This is a genomic window from Pseudomonas sp. GW821-FHT09C10 (genome assembly GCF_059418085.1).
On sequence record NZ_JBWKPE010000012.1, the window covers coordinates 56620 to 75268 of the forward strand.

The 18649-nt window shown below is 59.8% G+C and carries 17 protein-coding genes; 3 read left to right on the forward strand and 14 right to left on the reverse strand.

The features are described from left to right. Positions 1-17 precede the first annotated feature (17 nt). From fliT to AC07OT_RS21855, 14 genes are all read right to left on the reverse strand, one after another. Positions 18-314 (reverse strand): flagellar protein FliT, encoded by a 297-nt coding sequence (gene fliT, locus AC07OT_RS21790; RefSeq protein WP_495109016.1) that lies wholly within the window; start codon positions 312-314, stop codon positions 18-20. A 41-nt stretch (positions 315-355) separates the two neighbouring features. Continuing rightward, a complete protein-coding gene (gene fliS / locus AC07OT_RS21795) occupies positions 356-760 on the reverse strand; it encodes a flagellar export chaperone FliS (RefSeq protein ID WP_065924954.1) in 405 nt (134 codons plus the stop codon). 141 nt (positions 761-901) lie between these two features. Further along, a complete protein-coding gene (gene fliD, locus AC07OT_RS21800; protein WP_053133214.1) occupies positions 902-2296 on the reverse strand; it encodes a flagellar filament capping protein FliD in 1395 nt (464 codons plus the stop codon). An 80-nt stretch (positions 2297-2376) separates the two neighbouring features. Next, complete coding sequence (locus tag AC07OT_RS21805) at positions 2377-2730, reverse strand: flagellar protein FlaG (RefSeq protein ID WP_495109017.1); 354 nt, start codon at positions 2728-2730, stop codon at positions 2377-2379. Between the two features lie 74 nt (positions 2731-2804). Next, positions 2805-4229: a flagellin N-terminal helical domain-containing protein gene (locus AC07OT_RS21810; RefSeq protein WP_027603842.1), complete on the reverse strand. Its 1425-nt coding sequence runs from the start codon at positions 4227-4229 to the stop codon at positions 2805-2807. Between the two features lie 274 nt (positions 4230-4503). After that, on the reverse strand, positions 4504-5433 hold the full coding sequence (locus AC07OT_RS21815) for a ketoacyl-ACP synthase III (RefSeq protein WP_065924951.1): 930 nt from the start codon (positions 5431-5433) through the stop codon (positions 4504-4506). Positions 5434-5707: 274 nt separating this feature from the next. Further along, a complete protein-coding gene (locus AC07OT_RS21820; RefSeq protein WP_027603840.1) occupies positions 5708-7309 on the reverse strand; it encodes a flagellar hook-associated protein 3 in 1602 nt (533 codons plus the stop codon). Between the two features lie 14 nt (positions 7310-7323). Next, complete coding sequence (gene flgK / locus AC07OT_RS21825; RefSeq protein WP_141155703.1) at positions 7324-9372, reverse strand: flagellar hook-associated protein FlgK; 2049 nt, start codon at positions 9370-9372, stop codon at positions 7324-7326. Between the two features lie 10 nt (positions 9373-9382). Next, positions 9383-10651, reverse strand: coding sequence for a flagellar assembly peptidoglycan hydrolase FlgJ (gene flgJ / locus AC07OT_RS21830; protein WP_027603838.1), 1269 nt, complete (start codon positions 10649-10651; stop codon positions 9383-9385). Between the two features lie 4 nt (positions 10652-10655). Further along, complete coding sequence (locus tag AC07OT_RS21835; RefSeq protein WP_033901075.1) at positions 10656-11744, reverse strand: flagellar basal body P-ring protein FlgI; 1089 nt, start codon at positions 11742-11744, stop codon at positions 10656-10658. 27 nt (positions 11745-11771) lie between these two features. Next, positions 11772-12467 carry a flagellar basal body L-ring protein FlgH gene (gene flgH, locus AC07OT_RS21840; RefSeq protein WP_027603836.1) on the reverse strand — a complete coding sequence of 232 codons (696 nt, stop codon included), beginning with the start codon at positions 12465-12467 and terminating at the stop codon, positions 11772-11774. Positions 12468-12520: 53 nt separating this feature from the next. Beyond that, positions 12521-13306, reverse strand: a complete 786-nt coding sequence (gene flgG / locus AC07OT_RS21845; protein WP_027603835.1) for a flagellar basal-body rod protein FlgG — start codon at positions 13304-13306, stop codon at positions 12521-12523. Between the two features lie 72 nt (positions 13307-13378). Beyond that, the gene (locus tag AC07OT_RS21850; RefSeq protein WP_495109018.1) at positions 13379-14119 is read right to left on the reverse strand and encodes a flagellar basal body rod protein FlgF; all 741 of its coding nucleotides are present in this window, start codon (positions 14117-14119) and stop codon (positions 13379-13381) included. A 232-nt stretch (positions 14120-14351) separates the two neighbouring features. After that, the gene (locus tag AC07OT_RS21855) at positions 14352-15914 is read right to left on the reverse strand and encodes a sigma-54-dependent transcriptional regulator (RefSeq protein WP_495109019.1); all 1563 of its coding nucleotides are present in this window, start codon (positions 15912-15914) and stop codon (positions 14352-14354) included. Between the two features lie 257 nt (positions 15915-16171). Here AC07OT_RS21855 and phhA point away from each other — a divergent pair, with 257 nt between their 5' ends. From phhA to AC07OT_RS21870, 3 genes are all read left to right on the forward strand, one after another. Then, a complete protein-coding gene (gene phhA / locus AC07OT_RS21860) occupies positions 16172-16963 on the forward strand; it encodes a phenylalanine 4-monooxygenase (protein ID WP_253491640.1) in 792 nt (263 codons plus the stop codon). Positions 16964-17068: 105 nt separating this feature from the next. Then, positions 17069-17425 (forward strand): 4a-hydroxytetrahydrobiopterin dehydratase, encoded by a 357-nt coding sequence (locus AC07OT_RS21865; protein ID WP_010208721.1) that lies wholly within the window; start codon positions 17069-17071, stop codon positions 17423-17425. Next, positions 17425-18618, forward strand: coding sequence for an amino acid aminotransferase (locus AC07OT_RS21870; RefSeq protein WP_495109020.1), 1194 nt, complete (start codon positions 17425-17427; stop codon positions 18616-18618). The genes AC07OT_RS21865 and AC07OT_RS21870 overlap by 1 nt, the downstream gene beginning before the upstream one ends. Positions 18619-18649 lie beyond the last annotated feature (31 nt).

Consider the following 18649-nt stretch of genomic DNA (forward strand, 5'->3'; position numbering starts at 1 on the left):
GGATTAACTGCGTCTGTTCAGCCGAACAAATGGTAAACCTTTGACGCATTTTTCGCTTGGTTGATCTGCGACATCTCTTCAAAAATCGCCTGGCGCTCGCCCGTCGTCACCTCAAGCAACTGCTGGTATACCGCCAACAGGCTCTCAAGCTTTTCACGCAACGCATCCTCATCCACCGGCACTTCGCTGAGCACCTCGTCGATCACGTTGCGACAGCCCATGTCCAGCTCGCCAATGGCGTCCCAGTTACGGTCTGCCAGCGCGCCGATCAGCGCTTCGCGGGTTTCATCAATGCGTTGCAGTGCTTGGCTCATGACGTATTCCTCAAGGCCCTCAGGCCCTTCTCTGCTGCGCCTTACTCGGTTGCAGCCTGTGGCGCGGCGATGGCATCCCAGCCTTCTTTCACGGTAATCAGCAAACGGGCGACTTCGTCGATCATGTCGGCATCGTTATGCAGGTTCGCTTCCATCAGACGGTTGGTCATGTACGCATACAGACTTTCCAACTGCTGGACGTAAGCCGGGTTGTCACTCTTTTCAGCATTCAGGCCGTCGCGCAGGCCAATCACGATATCGATGGCCTTGCCCAGCATCAGGCCCTTCTGGGCGATGTCGCCACGCGCCAGCGCACCCTTGGCCTGGGCCATGCGGTCCAGCCCGCCCTCCATCAGCATCTGCACCAGGCGATGAGGGCTGGCTTCGGAGATCTGAGCATGGGAATTGACCTTCTGGTATTGGCGAAGGGCTCTCATGGGATTCATGTTTCTACCTCGTGACAGGCGACAGCGAAAAGGATTCTAGTAACCAATATGTCGACTGGCTCGCGAAAAGCTTTAGGGCCAGTCGGGCTTCGATAAAAAAAGGCCAGGCAGTTTGCCTGGCCTTTTTGCATCAGCAGGGGATCAAGAATTGGTTTTGACGTTGTTCAACGCATTGAGTGTGGTCATGACACTGGTGCTTTGCTGACGCAATTGGGCGACCAGGGTGTCCATGGCGTTGTATTTGGCCGACAGGCTGCTGGTGAGCAGGGTCATGCGCTCGTCGAGCGTGGCTTGATCCTTGGTCAGATCCTTCAACGTGTTCGACAAGGAGGTAGAGCGCGTCGCCAGGATCCCGGTGCTTGCCTTGGCGAAGTCATCCGTGGCGCTTTTCATCCGCGCCAGCATGCCGTCTTTGCCACTGAACATACTGTTGATGTCGGCGGCGTTGGTTTTAACTGCCGCATCCCACTTTTTGTCATCAATCGCCAGCAGGCCAGTACTCGAACTGGTGGTCACACCGAACTGAGCGAGGGACTTGAAGGCACCAGTGCCCGACAGCGCGTTGAACTCGTTACGGATCGTGCTCTGCAACGAACGCATGGTCGAGTCACCCGTCAACGCTGCCGCCGTGGTGCTGCCGTCCAGGTTCGTGGTGACCTTGGTTTCAGCGTTCATTGCCGTGATCAGGGCGTTGTAGCTATCAATGAACCCCTTGACCCCGGACTTGAGCGCCGTGTTGTTGGTGCTGACGGTGATGAGCGTGGCGTTTTTTTCATTGGTCGTCGTGCCCGTTTTGAGCGTCGAGATGGCCACCAACTTGATGTTCACCCCGCTGAGCGCCCCTTCGATACTGTTGGTCTTGGACACAGAAGAAACACCATCGATGCTGTAGAGCGCATCCTTGGGCGGATCAACGACCGTGGCCCCCACATCCAGCCCCGAGGTGCCAGACAGCGTAAGGTCCGAGCCCGTCCCCATATTGGTCGACGTCAGGATCAATCGAGAGCCATTGGAGTCGGTCTGGATGTTGGCACTGAGCCCCGAAGTACCAAACTGGGTATTGATCGAGTCACGTACCTGCTGCAGGGTCGCGCCGGCTGGAACGCTGAGATCGTAAGCCTTGCCGGACTGACTGATGGTCAGCGTCGTCGGCTTATCAGTGGTGTTGACCACTGTCGAGGTGCCACCGCTGAAGTTTTTACTCGACAGCTTGGACGCTTGGGCCAGTTGGTCGACGATCAGCCGGAAGCTGCCGTTCGAGGCCGTATTGCTGGCCGTCATGGTCGCCGTCTTTTCATCCGAGGACGAACCGGTCAAACCGGTGAAGCTGCTGTCCTTGGTCATGGAGTCCAGGGCACCACGAAACGCATCCAGTGCAGCTTGAACCTTGCCGATCGAAGACAGCGTGGTGGTCGCTTTCGCGGACGCGGTATTGATCTGCGTCTGCTTGGGCACCTTTTCGGCGTTAACCAAGGATGTCACGATCGCTTGCGTATCGATATTCGAACCGATACCACTTACCGTTGAACCCGCCATCATCTATCTCCTGTTCGGTGGCTGCCGTTATCTTGACTTATTACGCCTCAAGCCACGACAGCAACAAGTTTCATGCCAGCTCAGACTTTGTCGTCAAACAACAGGTTGCTTGCGCTGGAAAGGTTCTGTGCCAGCTTCAATGCCGTTTCCGACGGGATCTGGCGAATCACTTCACCACTGTCGGTGGCGATGACCTTGACCACCACACGGTGGGTGGAGTCATCAATGGAAAAGTCCAGTTTGCGCTGGGCCGCTTGTACGAATTCGCGAATATCAGTGACTGCTTTTTCCAGGTCGGCACGCTCAGGCTCTTTGCCTGTGGCCGGTGTTTCCTGGACTTTGGTGGCGCTTTTGTCAGTTGCTGCTATCGGTGCAGGCGCGCTTTTAGGTGCAACCGGCGGATAAGACTGGTTCAGCTTTACACTCATGTCCATGTCCAATCTCCTCTAAACCGAAAAAACGGAAGGGCACGTAGACGCGCCCTTCCGTTAGTTACCAAGCGCTGGAATTACTGAAGCAGCTTCAGTACAGCGGATGGCAGCTGGTTAGCCTGCGACAGGATCGCGGTGGAGGCCGATTGCAGGGTTTGTTGCTTGGTCAGTTCGGCGGTTTCGGAAGCGAAGTCGACGTCCTGAACGGTGGAACGTGCAGCGGTGGAGTTCTTCTGAATGTTCTGCAGGTTGTCTGCAGTGGTAGTCAGACGGTTCTGAGTAGCACCCAGGCCCGAACGAACGCCGTCAATGGTGCCGATGGCCTTGTCGATAACAGCCAGCGCGTTTTGAGCATTGGTAGCGTCGGTCACGTCGGTGTTAGAGATAGTGGTCTTGGTCGACGAAACGGTAGCAGCCGAGAACAAGTCCGATACACCAGTACCAGCGTCGCTCAGGGAGTAGCCTTTAGCCGAATCCAGGGAAACCTGACCGGTCACAACGATTGCAGCAGCACCCAGAGCAGCCGGGGTGGCGAATGCGCCAGCGCCGTCTTTAGCGCCAACCAGGATGTTGGTCTGGGCGTTGGCATCAGCACCAGAGAACGACAGGTTTTCGCCGGAATCCGACTTAACCGACAGGGTTTTGTTGGATTCGTCGTAGTTAACGCTGATGCCCAGTTTGGCAGCGTTCGATTTCAGCTGGTCAGCCAGGCCGGCCAGGTCCTTCACGCCGACGAAATCAACAGCATTACCGCTACCTACAGCCAGTTTGAAGTTCGACGGAGTGGCAGCGCCTACTTCCAGTTTGACTTCAGTGCTGGCGGTAGCGGTCAGGCCACCGATCGAACCGTTCAGGCCCGCAGCGATGTCTTTAGCCGAAGCGCCTGCAGCGTAAGTTACGGTTTTGGTCTGACCGTTGCCGGTAACAGTGATGTCGCCGCCAGCCAGGCCAGTTGCGCTAGGCACGATGGCCTTGGTTTTGATCTGCTGCGAACCAATGTTGTTGGCTGCAACGTTTTCCAGGCTCAGGTTGATGGTTTCGTTAGCGTTAGCGCCAACCTGGATAGCTTTGGTACCGTACGAACCGTCCAGCAGCTTCTGGCCACCGAAAGTAGTGGTTTGCGAGATACGGGTCAGTTCCGAAGTCAGGGCCTGGTATTCGTCGTTGTTCGACTTACGGTCGTCAGCGCTGAGGGAGCCAGTCGCGGAAGACAGAGCCAGGGTACGCATTTTTTGCAGGATGTCGGTCGAAGCCTGCATCGCGCCTTCAGCGGTCTGAGCGATGGAGATACCGTCGTTCACGTTTTTTACTGCTTGGCCCAGGCCGTTGATTTGGCTGGTCAGGCGGTTAGCGATCTGCAGGCCGGCTGCGTCGTCTTTAGCGCTGTTGATACGCAGGCCGGAAGACAGGCGCTGCATGGAGGTGGCCAGGGCGCCGCCGGCTTTGTTCAGGTTGCCCTGAGTAGTGATCGAAGCAATGTTGGTGTTTACTGTTAAAGCCATGACGAAATCCTCGTTGGATGGATACTGCGGCTTCCGGCCCTGGCAACCGCCGGGTGTGGCCTGAGAACCTACGTAATAGTTATCGTCGTGGTAGCCGGTTGCTTGAGGATTTTTTTTGATTTTTTTAATGGCGCCGTGCCACCCCTTGTAATTCAAGGGCTTACGACGGCCAAAAACCCATATTTCATTGGGTTTTCTGGCGCCAAATAAAAAACGCCGATGCTCTTTCGAGCATCGGCGTTTGCTTTTACGCAGAAAGCAGTCTATCGAAGCGTCACGGACGATAGAGAATCGCCGATCCCCACGACAGGCCCACGCCAAAACCGCTGATTGCCACGCGCTTCCAGGTGGCGTCCATCACATGCTTTTCCAGCAGCAACGGAATGCTCGACGACACGGTGTTGCCGGTCTCGACCATGTCCTTGATGAACTTCTCCACCGGCGCGTCTTCGAAACGACGGGCCACGGCGTCGACAATCGCCGCACTGCCCTGGTGAATGCAGAACGCATCGATGTCATCGGCCGCAAGGTCCGACTCGTCGAGCAGCTCGTGCAAATGCGCGGGCACCTTGAGCAAGGCGAAGTTGAACACCTGGCGACCGTTCATGAAGAACACGCCATCGCTGACCTTGAGATGCGGTGCGCCGGAACCGTCGGTGCCGAACTTGGACTTGCCCAGCAACCACGGCGCGTCTTCGCCCATCCAGGTGGCGGTGGCGGCATCGCCGAACAGCATGGTGGTGTTGCGGTCTTCCGGGTCGACGATCTTCGAATACGGGTCGGCGGTGACCAACAGGCCGTTTTTCAGGCCGGTGGCTTCCATGAAGCCCTTCATCGCGTAGATGCCGTAGACGTAGCCGGAGCAGCCCAGGGAAATATCAAACGCCGCCACGTGGGTGGGCAGGCCGAGTTTGTCCTGGACGATCGCAGCCGTGTGGGGCAAACCCTCTTCATCGCCGTTCTGGGTGACGACGATCAGGGCATCGATGGACTCGCGCTTCAAATCCGGGTTGTTGGCAAACAAAGCGTTGACCGCCTCGACACACAGGTCGGAGGTTTCCTGCGCGGCTTCCTTGCGCGGCAGGAACGCCGAACCGATCTTGCCGATGATGAATTCTTCATCCTTGGCGAACTTGGCACCCTGGGCGTAGTTATCGATCCCGTCTGCCGGCACGTAACTGGCGATGCTTTTTATGCCAATCATTGTGGCTTCCCAATACTAAATAGCTGGAGAACACCCCAGACGTGGCCTGGAGTGCTGACAATAAAGGGGATAACCCCATAAAAATCTCGCTGAAAGCCGCCCCGCAAGGACCCTGTGACGACTTATCCTTTTCACACGATACAGTGAAGATGCGCTTTATGACTCACAGGTCACTCAATTGTGTGTGCTTTGTGCAAAACCTTCAAACAATTAAGTCCCAGAAACGGCAGCGGCCCGCCCTGTTTCCAGAGCGGGCCGCTTGACTTGACGCCACTTACATCTTGTTGAACAGGCTCAACTGCGAGACTTTCACGAAAGCCAGCTGCGAGGCTTCCAGCATGGTTTGCTGCAGGGTCAGGTTGATCGCTGCCTCGCCCATGTCAATGTTGGCCAGGTCACTCATCGTGGTCTTGTTGGCCAGACCGACACTGGTGTTTTCACTGGACTGCACCGTGAGTGCATTCTGTCGCGCACCGATGGAGCCACGCACGTTGTCCACCTGGTCGGCCGAGTTGGTCAGGTTACTGACCGCGGCGTTCAGGGCATCCTGAAGCTTGACCCGCGCACCGGGAATACCATCCGCCGGCTGTTCCAGGGCCTGGCGCAGCTGGCTCAGGGTGTCGAGGGCATTCTGAGTTTTCTGGGTGGTGTTGCCGACCGAAAACTGATCGCCGGTGTTCGGCGTACCGCTCAACTCGAAGGTGACACCCGCAGCGGTGATCGTGTCCTTGGCTGGCGGCGTACCGCTGACGATCACGCCATTATCGACAATCGGCTTGCTGTCGGGGGTATACGGCTGGGCATACACCTTATAAGCAGTCGGGTCGACATCGTCGAACTTGATCAGTACGCCGCTGTTGGGAAACGTACTGGAGTAGTCGGCTGCACTGCTGACGCGGGCATTGGTCAGTTGCGCCGCCGAAGTGTTGCTTGCGGTGCGAGAGACATTGAACGCGTCCGGCTTGGCGGCCAGGGTGAACTCACGCCCTGCAACCAACGCATCGGCATCCGGCCCGGTGGCCACGCCGGTGAGGTCCGCGGTGATATCGAATTTGACCCCGCGTACATTGATACTGGCGCTGCCTTCCTTGGTGGAGTCGAACGTACCATTACCTGGAAGCTGCGAAGTAATGTCGTTGTTGTCCTTGTCGGTCACAACGTACTGCGTGCTACTGGTAAAGGTCACCTTATAGGGCTGGCCGTCGGCAAACTGCTTGGTGTAATCGATGCCCGACGTTACCAGGCCTGCCGAGATCGCGACCTTGTGGTCATCCACCGTTGCAGGCGTCGTGTAGGTGGCTTGGGTGCGGCTGGTGTTGACCGCGCCTTCCAGGATGGTCTTGCCCGTATCGCTGGTGCGCACCTTCAGCGTCTCGGAAACCTGCAGGCTCAGCTCGTTTTCGTCGCCTTGATAGCTATAAGTACCATCATTGTTGCGCGAGTACGGCGGCGTGTCGGTCTTGGAACCGGAGAACAGATAGTTGCCCGCCGCATCCTTGCTGTTGAGCAAACCCAGCAACTGGTTTTCCAGCGCGCCCACCTCGACCGAGATGGACTTGCGGTCAGCATCACTGGTCACGCCACCCGCGCGCAGCGCCAACTGGCTGCCGGCCTGGATGGTGGTATTGATCGCCTCCAGCACGCTTTCTTCGTTCGTCAGGGTATTTTGAATGCTAGTGATATTGCCGCTGTACTGGGCCAGCATGTCTTTTTGCTGTTGCAGCATGAGCAGGCGCTGGGCGGCAACCGGATCATCCGAAGCGGTCTGTACACGCACGCCGGAGCTCGCCTGTTCCTGGGCCTTCACAACGCTGGAATAGTTGTTCTGATACTTGACGGCACTGGTGTCGTAATACTGCTGTGTAGAAATGCGCATCGTCCCAGACTCCCTTAAAGACTATTGATCAGCGTGCTGAAGGTTTCTTGCGCAGCCTTGATGATCTGCGACGACGCCGTGTAGTACTGCTGGAACTTGATCATGTCGCCCGCCTCTTCATCCAGGTTCACCTGGGATACGGAGTTGCGCGCGTTCTTGTTGGCGGTCAGCAGCGCACCGGTGGCGGTGTTGTCAGTGCCGGCCGAAGCGGCCTTGGCGCCGACGGTGGAGACCAGCTTGCTGTTGGCACCCACCAGGCTGGTGCCGCCGCTGCCATCGGCCGCCAGGCCCACGGTTGCCTTGGTCTGCAGGTCGAGCAGTGCCTGGGCGTTGCGATTGTCGGACTTGCCAGTGGCATTGAACGAGAACGAGGTGCCGTCGCCGTTGGCCGGCGAACCGCCCACCGTGGTGTCGAAACTGAAGCTCTTGGCTGGCGACACCAAGGCACCGCTGGCATCACGCATCGGCACGCTGATGCTGATCTTATTGGCCTGTCCCGGAATGATGGTGCCGGAACCGATGGGATCGCCCTGGGCGTTACTCAGCGTATAAGGCTGGGTGCCATCGGCCGCCGGTTTACCGAAAACCATCTTCACCGGCATCGAGTATTCGATGCCGGTACGCAGTTGTGCCGTATCGGCACCACCCTGTATGTCCAGGGGCACGGTGAGCGTCGGCGGCGTGAAGGTGCCGGTGCCCTGGTTGGTCTTGCTGGCCTCGCCCTGCAACGGCGCGGCAAAGGCAATCTTGCTGGGGTCGCTGAGGACCGTGCCGATTTCCTTGGCGCCGTTGGCGGTGGGGCTGACCTTGAAGCTGTCACCGGCCTGCACCGCACCGCTCTTGACCGCCAGGGTGAACCCATCGATGACCGGAGGCGGCGTGGCACTGAGGTCATAGGTACCCATGGCCTTGCCGTCGGAACGCAGTACCGTGACCTTGTTGAGGTCGGTACCGTCGTTGAAGCTGACCTTGTAATCGAAGTTGGTCAGCTGAGTGGTGTCCTTGATCGTCACGCCCAGGGCGCCGTCGCCCAGGTTGCCTTGGGCAGCCAGGCTACGCAGGGCAACCGAGGCTGCGTTGTTGATGTCGGTGAACATCGAGGCGCCGAACTCGCCATTGAGGTCCAGGCCCTGGCCCAACTGGCTGTTGACCGTATCGGCGGTGGCAATCGCGATGCGCCCCAGATCATTGATCGCAGGAATCAACGCGTCGCTGCGATAGCGCAACAGGCCGCCGATGCTGCCGCCGCTGATCACGTTACCCAGGTCCATCGTCGTACCGCCGGCCGCATTGAGCTGGATCGTGTACTGGCTGGTGTCGCTCTTGCTCGGTACGGCGGAAATGGTATTGGACTTATCACCCAGCACCAGGGATTGGCCGCTACCGGTGCTGACGCTGAACACACCGTTCTTCTCAGTGGCGGTCACACCGATCAGCTCATTGAGCGAGCGTACGGCTTCGGCGCGCGAGTCCAGCAGGTTGGCCGGGGTGGTGTTCGACGAACCCTGCACCTGGGCGATCTGCTTGTTGAGAGAGGCAATCGACGAAGTCAGTTGGTTGACCTGATCGCTCATCGAGGACAACTGGCTGTTAATGGTCTCTTTCTGCTGGCTCAACTGGCTGGAAATGGAGTTGAACCGGTTGCTCAGCGTCTGGGCGTTCGTGAGCAGGATCTGGCGGGCCGAGGTATCGTTGGGGTTCGCCGAGGCGGTCTGCACAGCAGCGAAGAACGAACTGAGTACCGCCGACATGCCAGTGGTCTTGTCCGACAAGGTCTTGTCGACGGCACTGACCTGATCCAGGTAAGCCTTGGCATCGCTGTTGAGCGAGGTGCTGTTCTGGTAGGCGGTGTCCAGGTATTCGTTGTACACCCGACGCACGTCGGCCAGGGTGGTACCGCTGCCGATGAACACGCCGCCATACTGGTTCGACGCATTTGCGCTCTGGGTGGTCTGCTGACGCGAATAGCCCGCGGTATTGGCGTTGGCGATGTTGTTACTCAAGACCGACAACGATCCTTGAGCGGCGTTAAGCCCCGACATCCCGATATTGAGCAAACTCATGGTTCAGACCTTATAAATGAGTGGTCGCGCCCGCGGCAGCGTAATTCTGGTAACTGTTCATGGTTTTTGCGATCTGCGAAATCTTGCTGGCGTAGGCCGGGTCCGTGGCGTACCCGGCTTTTTGCAACTCGCGTACAAACTGTTCGGGGTTATCGGCCGATTTCACAACTTCTTTATAGCGATCATTGCTTTGCAGCAATGTCACGAGATCATGGAAGCTGTCCTGATAGGAGGCGTAGGAACGGAACTGCGCCGTTTCCTTGACCATCGCCCCATCACGAAACTCGCTGGTGATCGCACGGGCCTGGCCGCCCTGCCAGCTCTGGCCGGCCTTGATGCCGAACAGGTTATGGCTGCTGCTGCCATCTTCGGCGCGCATCACCGACTTGCCCCAACCGGTTTCCAGGGCGGCCTGGGCCACCAGGTACTTCGGATCGACACCGATACGCGCGGCGGCCGCCTTGGCCATCGGCAACATGGTCGCGACAAACTCATCCTGGGAGCTGAACGCCTTCTTCACCGGTGCCAATGGCGGCTGGGCCACGGCGCGGCCGTAGACCTGCATGCGCCCGCTCGGCACGGCAAACGTGCGCGCGGTGCTGTTGACCACATTGTCGGCGGCCGCGCTGTTACGCAGCGGCGCCGCCTGGGCAACGGTGGTGGTGTCGGTGCTCGGCACGATACCGGCGAGCAGGCGATCGGTCAGCTTGCTCGGCAAGGCGATACGGCGCTGGTTCATCAGTGCGATGTCGTTGCTGTGGGCCGCTGCGGCGCCCGCCTGGGGCTCCGCCACGCGATAGGCCCACAGTGGACGCTGGCCATTGGAACGCCCCAGCGGGCCCTCGGCCTGGGTTCCGGCGGCAATTTGCGTCGGCACATCGACTTTCTTGACCGCCTCGGCCGCCGCCGGGCCCTGCAAGGTGGCCGCCTGGGCGTCCACCGGCTTGTTCTTCTGCATCTGGCGCATCAGCACATCGGCCAGGCCGATGCCGCCGCCTTCGCGGGACATGGAAACCGCCAGTTGCTGGTCGTACATTTCCTGATACTGCTTGGCGGCCGGAGTGTTCATCGGGTTGTCCTTGCCCAGGGCCTCGGTGGCCGAGCGCATGGACTTGAGCATCTCGCTCAAGAACAGCGACTCGAATTCCTGCGCCACCTTGCGCATGTTGCCTTCGCTGTTCTTGTCGCCGACCTTCAGTTGGTTCAGGCGATTCAGGTCGGAATACGAACCCGAGTCCGCCGTGCTGGTCAGGCCGCTGTTACGCATGTCCATGGCCATGGCCTTAAATCACGATCAGGTCGGCTTGCAACGCGCCGGCCTGCTTCAACGCTTCGAGGATCGCCATCAAGTCGCCTGGCGCTGCGCCCACCTGGTTCACCGCACGCACAATCTCATCCAGGGTGGTGCCGGGGCCGAACTTGAACATCGGCTTGGCTTCTTGCTGGGCGTTGACCCGCGAACGTGGGACCACCGCCGTCTGGCCATTGGACAACGGCCCAGGCTGGCTGACGATCGGGTCTTCGGTGATGGTCACGGTCAGGCTGCCGTGGGTCACTGCCGCCGGCGAGACCTTGACGTTCTGGCCGATCACGATGGTACCGGTACGCGAATTGATGATGACCTTGGCCACCGCTTGGCCCGGATCGACTTCGAGGTTTTCCAGGATCGACAGGTAGTCCACACGCTGGCTGGGGTCCAGCGGCGCGGTGACGCGGATCGAGCCGCCGTCGATAGCCTGGGCCACGCCAGGGCCGAGCATGTCGTTGATCTTGTCGACTACGCGCTTGGCGGTGGTGAAGTCCGAACGGTTGAGGTTCAAGGTCAGGCTGTTGCCCTGATTGAAACCGCTCGGCACCGTACGTTCAACCGTAGCGCCACCCGGGATACGCCCGGCCGACGGCACGTTGACGGTAATCTTCGAACCGTCGCGACCTTCGGCGTCAAACCCGCCCACCACCAGGTTGCCCTGGGCGATGGCGTAGACGTTGCCGTCGATCCCTTTCAGCGGCGTCATCAGCAGGGTGCCGCCACGCAGGCTTTTGGAGTTACCGATGGACGACACGGTGATGTCGACCACCTGGCCCGGCTTGGAAAACGCCGGCAAGTCGGCACTGATCGACACCGCCGCGACGTTCTTCAACTGCACGTTGCCCGAACCCGCCGGCACCTTGATGCCGAACTGCGAGAGCATGTTGTTGAAGGTCTGCAGGGTGAACGGGGTCTGGGTGGTCTGGTCGCCCGTGCCATTGAGCCCCACCACCAGGCCGTAGCCGATCAACTGGTTGGAACGCACGCCAGAGATGCTGGCGATGTCTTTCAGGCGTTCGGCCTGGGCGACTGCGCTCAGACTCAGCAGGAGTGCCGCCGCCATCAGCTGTTTGAGTTTCAAAGTGGCCACCTAGAAAGGGAACAGCGGGCTAAGGAAGAAACGGTCGAACCAGCCCGGCTGACTCGCATCAGCGAACGAACCCGTACCCGAGTAGGTAATGCGTGCATCGGCAATGCGCGTCGAGGGCACAGTGTTGTCAGTCGCAATGTCATCGGCCCGCACCATCCCGGCAATACGCACCAACTCATCACCGGTATTGAGGGTCATCCACTTTTCACCGCGTACGGCGATGATGCCGTTGGGCAACACATCCGCGACAGTCACGGTGATCGAGCCGGTGAGGCTATTGCCCTGCCCTGCGGCGCTCTTGCCGTTGGTGGCACGGTTGCCGCTGTACCCTGCGTTGAGGCTCAAGTCGCCGCTGCCCAGCGGGTTGTTGGTATTCGGTACGGCACCAAACAACGAGCTCAGCCCAATGCTGTTGGTGCTGGTCTTGTCCACCTGGGAGTTGGCGTTTTTGCTGGCCGTCGTTCTCTCGTTCAGGGTGATGGTGATGATGTCACCCACGCGGAACGCCTTGCGGTCGCTGTACAGGTTCTGTTCGAAACCGGCCTGGTAAATCGAGCCATTGTTGGCCGCCGCCGGCAACGGCGTGCGCGGCAACACCGGCGCGTAGTACGGATCATTGGGTTTTGGCGTCGGGGCGACACAGCCCGCGAGCACGGCAATCCCACTCAATGCCAGAACGGAAACATAGCGATTCATGACCCTTACCTCACGGTGTTGCAGGCGCTCTCAGGAGCGCCCCATAGACTTGATTACAGATTCTGCGTTACGAACGAAAGCATCTGGTCGGCGGTGGAAATCACCTTGGAGTTCATCTCGTAGGCCCGTTGAGTGGTGATCATGTTGACCATCTCCTCCACGGTGCTGACGTTGGAGGTTTCCAGGGTGCTTTGCAGCGTGGTGCCGAAACCGTTCAGGCCTGGGGTGCCGATTTGCGGCGCGCCGCTGGAAGCGGTTTCCAGGAACAGGTTATTACCCATCGCCTGCAGGCCGGCCGGGTTGATGAAGTCGGCGGTTTGCAGGTTGCCGATCACTTGCGACGCCGGGTTACCGGCCACGGTGATCGATACGGTGCCGTCGTTGCCGACGGTGAAGGTCTGGGCGTTGTTCGGCACGACGATAGCCGGTTCCAGGGCAAAACCGTTGGCTGTCACGATCTGGCCATTGGAGTCCAGGTGGAAGGTACCGTCACGGGTGTAGGAAGTGGTCCCATCCGGCTGCAGGATCTGGAAGAACCCTTTGCCGTTGATGGCCATGTCCAGCGGCTGCCCGGTTTGTTGCAGGTTACCGGCGTTGAAGTTCTTCTGGGTGCCGACGATCTTCACACCGGTACCCAGTTGCAGACCCGACGGCAATTCGCTGTCCTGGGTCGACTGGGCGCCTGGCTGGCGCTTGATCTGATAGAGCAAGTCCTGGAACTCGGCGCGGTCACGTTTGAAACCCGTGGTCGACACGTTGGCCAAGTTGTTGGAAATGGTGGTCAGGTTGGTGTCCTGGGCGGACAGGCCTGTTTTGGCAACCCATAGAGCCGGAAGCATGCTGTTCTCCTTCGTGCGCCTGTTTGTTGGCGCTGCGCTGCAAAAATTGGTAGTCGGTCAATAACGTGGCTATCAGCTCATCGACATCACGCGGGTCATGGCCTGGTCGTCTTCCTTGGCGCTGTTCATCATCTTGACGTGCAACTCGAACTGCTTGGAAAGCGCCAGGACCGCGGTCATCTCTTCAACCGCGTTGACGTTGCTCGCCTGCAGGAAACCCGAGGTCAGCGTAACGTTCGCATCGGCCACGGCCGGCTGGCCATCCTTGGTATGGATGGTGCCATCCAGGCCTTTATTCATATTCTTGAGATCGGGCTGGACCAGCTTGATACGGTCCACTTCAGCCATCACCCGCGGGCCTTCGCCCATGGCGCGGATGCTGATGGTGCCGTCGGCGCCCACTTCGACTTTCTGCTGCGGCGGTACGGCGATCGGGCCACCGTTGCCCATGATCGGCATGCCGTTGCCGGCGCGCAGCACACCCAGCGCATCGACGTTCATGCTGGCACTGCGCACGTAGGCTTCACCGCCATCGGGGGTTTGCACCGCCATCCAGCCATTGCCGTTCACCGCCACATCCAGGTCGCGACCGGTCTCGATCATGGCGCCGGGGCTGAAGTCGGTCGCGGGACGTTCGGTCATGGCAAACGCACGCGCCGGAAAGCTGTCACCGAACACCGGCATCGAACGCGCCTGTTCCAGGTCACGTTGAAAACCGTTGGTGGAAATGTTCGCCAAGTTGTTGGCATGGGCCTTCTGCGCCAGTGCATTCTGGCTGGCGCCGGTCATTGCCACATAAAGGTACTTGTCCACGCTCTTTCCTCTTTCTGACGCAGGCTTGCCGCCCACCGCTGTACTGATGAGGCTTAAGCAATTTGCGAACCAACTTTTAAAAAGAACGGAAAGTCCAGGCGGGCCGGGGGTTTGGAGGCGGCCCCCCATAAATGACGACCGGGTGCGAGTCGAAAAAACGGCGGACTTATGCCGCTTACGGCAAGTACCCGTTTTACGGGTGACAGAGAACCAATGCGGGAGGGGCAGTTGGTTATTTGTCCGCCTTGAGGATTTCGTAATCGCGCAACTTATTGGCAATGGTGGTGTGCGACACCGCCAGGCGTTTCCCCAACTGCCGGCTGCTGGGATGCTCGGCATACAGGCTCTCCAGCACCGCCTTCTCGAAGCGTCCGACGATTGCCTCCAAACCGCCCTCCAGGGAAAAGTCGCCAAGGGGTTGGCGCACGCCGTAGTCCGGCAGGCGGATGTGTTCGACCTTGACCGTCCCGCCGTCACACAGCGACACCGCCTGGAACAGCACGTTTTCCAACTGCCGCACATTCCCTGGCCAGTGGTAGTGGCTGAGCTTGTCCATGGCGGCAGGCGCCAGCTTGGGCAACGGGCAGCCGATCTGCCGGCTGGCCTGGTCGAGAAAGTGCTCGACCAGGGGCGCAAGGCCGTCGAGGCATTCGCGCAGGGGCGGGATATGCAAGGACAGCACGTTGAGGCGGTGATAGAGGTCCTGGCGGAATTCGCCACGGGCGCAGAGTTCGGACAGGTCCACCTGGGTGGCGCAGATCACCCGTACATCCAGGTACACCTCTTCGTCACTGCCCACGCGCCGAAAACAGCCGTCCTGCAGGAAGCGCAGCAATTTCACCTGCAAGCGCGCGCTCATTTCCCCGACGCCATCGAGAAACAACGTACCGCCGGCCGTCAGCTCCAGCAGCCCGAGCTTGCCCTCGGCCCGCGCGCCTTCAAACGCGCCGGGGCCGTAGCCGAACAATTCGGTCTCGGCCATCGACTCGGGCAACCCGGCGCAGTTAAGCGCCATCAACGGCGATTGCCCGCGCGGGCTGGCCAGGTGGCACGCGCGCGCCAACAACTCTTTGCCGGTGCCGGTTTCGCCTTCTATTAATAGAGGCGCATCCAACGGCGCCATGCGCCGGGCTTCACGCACCACGGCGGCCATGACCTTGGAGCTTTGGAAAATACTGTCGAAACCGCGCAGCTCCTGTTTGCGCACATTGTAGATACGCTCGCCCACGCGGTCGGCACGGTGCAGGGTCAGCACCGCACCGGCCATGGCTTCGCTGTCGTCATGTTCGGAGGATTGCAGCGGCGCGATATCCGCCAGGAACACGTCACCCTTGACCTTGACCCGCAGACCATTGATCCGCGATTTACTCGCGCGTACCAGTTCCGGCAAGTCGAAATCCTCGGCGTAGCGCGACAGCGGAATGCCCGGCACCTCGTCCACCCGCACCCCGAGCAACTGCGCGGCCGCACGGTTGGCGGCGACGATGGAGCCGCCCATGTCGATGGACAACACCGGAAACTCAAGCGCACCGAGCAGCGCATTGAGTTCCATATGCCGACGCTCACTGGGCATCAGCCCTACCCTTTTGACGCCAAACACCCCGGCAATCGCCTCGAACTGCGGGCGCAGCGCCTGGAATTGCATGTTCACCAGGTTCGGACAGAACAGGTAAATGGCGTTGCCATGCTCGCCGCCCACCTCACCCTTGGCGACGTTGACGCCGTACTCCACCAACAGGTTGAGGATGTCCCGCAGGATGCCGATGCGGTTCTGGCAGTGCACTTTGATACGCATGAAAAGGCTCGAAAAGTGGGTAGGCGCCGCGTCTTTTTGTCGCTGGGCGCAGATAGTCGTCAAGATTATGTGACAGCTTAGGGGCTTTTCCCAGCCCAATACCGTATTGAGCCAAGCAAGCGTAACGAATACTTTACGAAAATCGGTAAATTTTCCTACATGAGCGCTTTTGAAGCCGATGGAATCTTGCCCCGCACGGAGTATCAATAGGCTCATCCGAGGACATAACAAGAACGAATGCCTAGCAGGAGAGCCGTATGAAGCAGACGCACTACGTGGCCCGCGAGCCCGATGCGCAAGGTTTTATCCACTACCCGGCGGAAGAGCACGCGGTGTGGAACACCCTGATCACCCGCCAGTTGAAAGTGATCGAGGGCCGCGCGTGCCAGGAATACCTGGATGGCATCGACAAGCTCGGCCTGCCCCTGGATCGCATCCCGCAGCTGGGTGAAATCAACCAGGTGCTGGCCGCGACCACCGGCTGGCAAGTTGCCCGCGTGCCGGCGCTGATCCCCTTCCAGACCTTCTTCGAATTGCTCGCCAACAAGCAGTTTCCGGTGGCGACCTTTATTCGTACCCGCGAAGAACTGGATTACCTGCAGGAACCGGATATTTTCCACGAGATCTTTGGCCATTGCCCGCTGCTGACCAACCCCTGGTTCGCCGAATTCACCCACACCTACGGCAAGCTCGGCCTGGCGGCCAGCAAGGAGCAACGGGTGTACCTGGCGCGCCTGTACTGGATGACCATCGAGTTCGGCCTGGTGGACACCCCCGACGGTCGGCGTATCTACGGTGGCGGGATTTTGTCGTCGCCCAAGGAAAGTGTTTACTGCCTGTCCGACCAGCCTGAACATCAAGCCTTCGACCCGCTGGAAGCGATGCGCACGCCGTATCGCATCGATATCCTGCAACCGCTGTATTTCGTGCTGCCCAACCTCAAGCGCCTGTTCGAAGTGGCGCAGGAAGACATCATGGGCATGGTCGAGCGCGGCATGCAGCTTGGGTTGCATGCGCCGAAATTCCCGCCAAAACCCAAGGCCGCGTGAACCGTGGCTTTTAAGGCCAGGTGAGTCTGTTCCCTGGCCCCGCGTTGCTTTAGGGTGACGCCACTGACGACCGTTTTTAAACACTCGAATTCAGGACACCATCACATGACCACCTTGAACCAAGCCCACTGCGAAGCCTGCCGCGCCGATGCCCCGCAAGTCAGCGATGAAGAACTGCCGGTGCTGCTCAAGCAGATCCCCGACTGGAACATCGAAGTGCGCGATGGCGTGATGCAGCTGGAAAAGGTTTTCCTGTTCAAGAACTTCAAGTTCGCCCTGGCCTTTACCAACGCCATGGGTGAAATCTCCGAAGCCGAAGGCCATCACCCAGGCCTGCTCACTGAATGGGGCAAGGTCACCGTGACCTGGTGGAGCCACTCCATCAAGGGCCTGCACCGCAACGACTTCATCATGGCCGCGCGCACCGACGAAGTGGCCAAGGACGCCGAGGGCCGCAAGTAATGCATTTCGATGCCATAGGCCGTGTGCCCGGCGACCCGATCCTCGGCTTGATGGACCTGTATGCCCAGGACGCCAACCCGAACAAGTTCGACCTTGGCGTGGGCGTCTATAAGGACGACCAGGGCCTGACGCCGATTCCACCGTCGGTAAAGCGCGCCGAGCAGCGTCTGGTCGATACCCAGGCCACCAAGACCTATATCGGCGGCCACGGCGATGCAGCGTTCGGCAGCCTGATCAGCGAACTGGTGCTGGGCGCCGACTCCGCCCTGCTGCGCGAACACCGTGCCGGCGCCACTCAAACCCCAGGCGGCACCGGGGCCCTGCGCCTGAGCGCCGACTTTATCGCCCACAACCTGCCCGGCCGTGGCGTGTGGTTGAGCGACCCGACCTGGCCGATCCACGAAACCATCTTTACCAAGGCCGGGCTCAAGGTCAGCCATTACCCCTACGTGGGCGCGGACAACCGCCTGGATGTGGCGGCGATGCTGGCAACCCTCTCCACCGTGCCCAAGGGCGACGTGGTCTTGCTGCACGCCTGCTGCCATAACCCGACCGGCTTCGACCTGTCCCAGGATGACTGGCGCCAGGTGCTGCACATCGTGCGCGAGCGCCAGTTGCTGCCGCTGATCGACTTCGCCTACCAGGGCTTTGGCGACGGCCTGGAGCAGGACGCCTGGGCGGTGCGCTTGTTGGCGGCTGAACTGCCGGAAGTATTGATCACCAGTTCGTGCTCGAAGAACTTCGGCCTGTACCGCGACCGGGTCGGCGCGCTGATCGTGTGTGCGGCGGACGCCGAGAAGCTGAAGGATGTACGCAGCCAGTTGGCAAATACCGCGCGCAACCTGTGGTCGACGCCGCCGGACCATGGTGCGGCAGTGGTCGCGACCATCCTGGGGGATGCCGAGTTGAAACAGCAGTGGAGCGAGGAAGTCGAAGCCATGCGTGCGCGAATCGCGCAGTTGCGTTCCGGACTGGTGGAGGCGTTGGCGCCCCATGGTCTGGCGGAGCAGTTTGCGCACATCGGGGCGCAACGCGGGATGTTTTCCTACACCGGCTTGAGTGCCGAGCAGGTCAAGCAACTGCGCGAGAAGCACAGCGTGTACATGGTCAGTTCGGGGCGGGCTAACGTGGCGGGTATTGATGCGACACGCCTGACGCTCCTGGCCGAAGCCATCGCCGACGTCTCCAACTGAAGAAACACAAAACCAATTGTAGGAGCGAGCT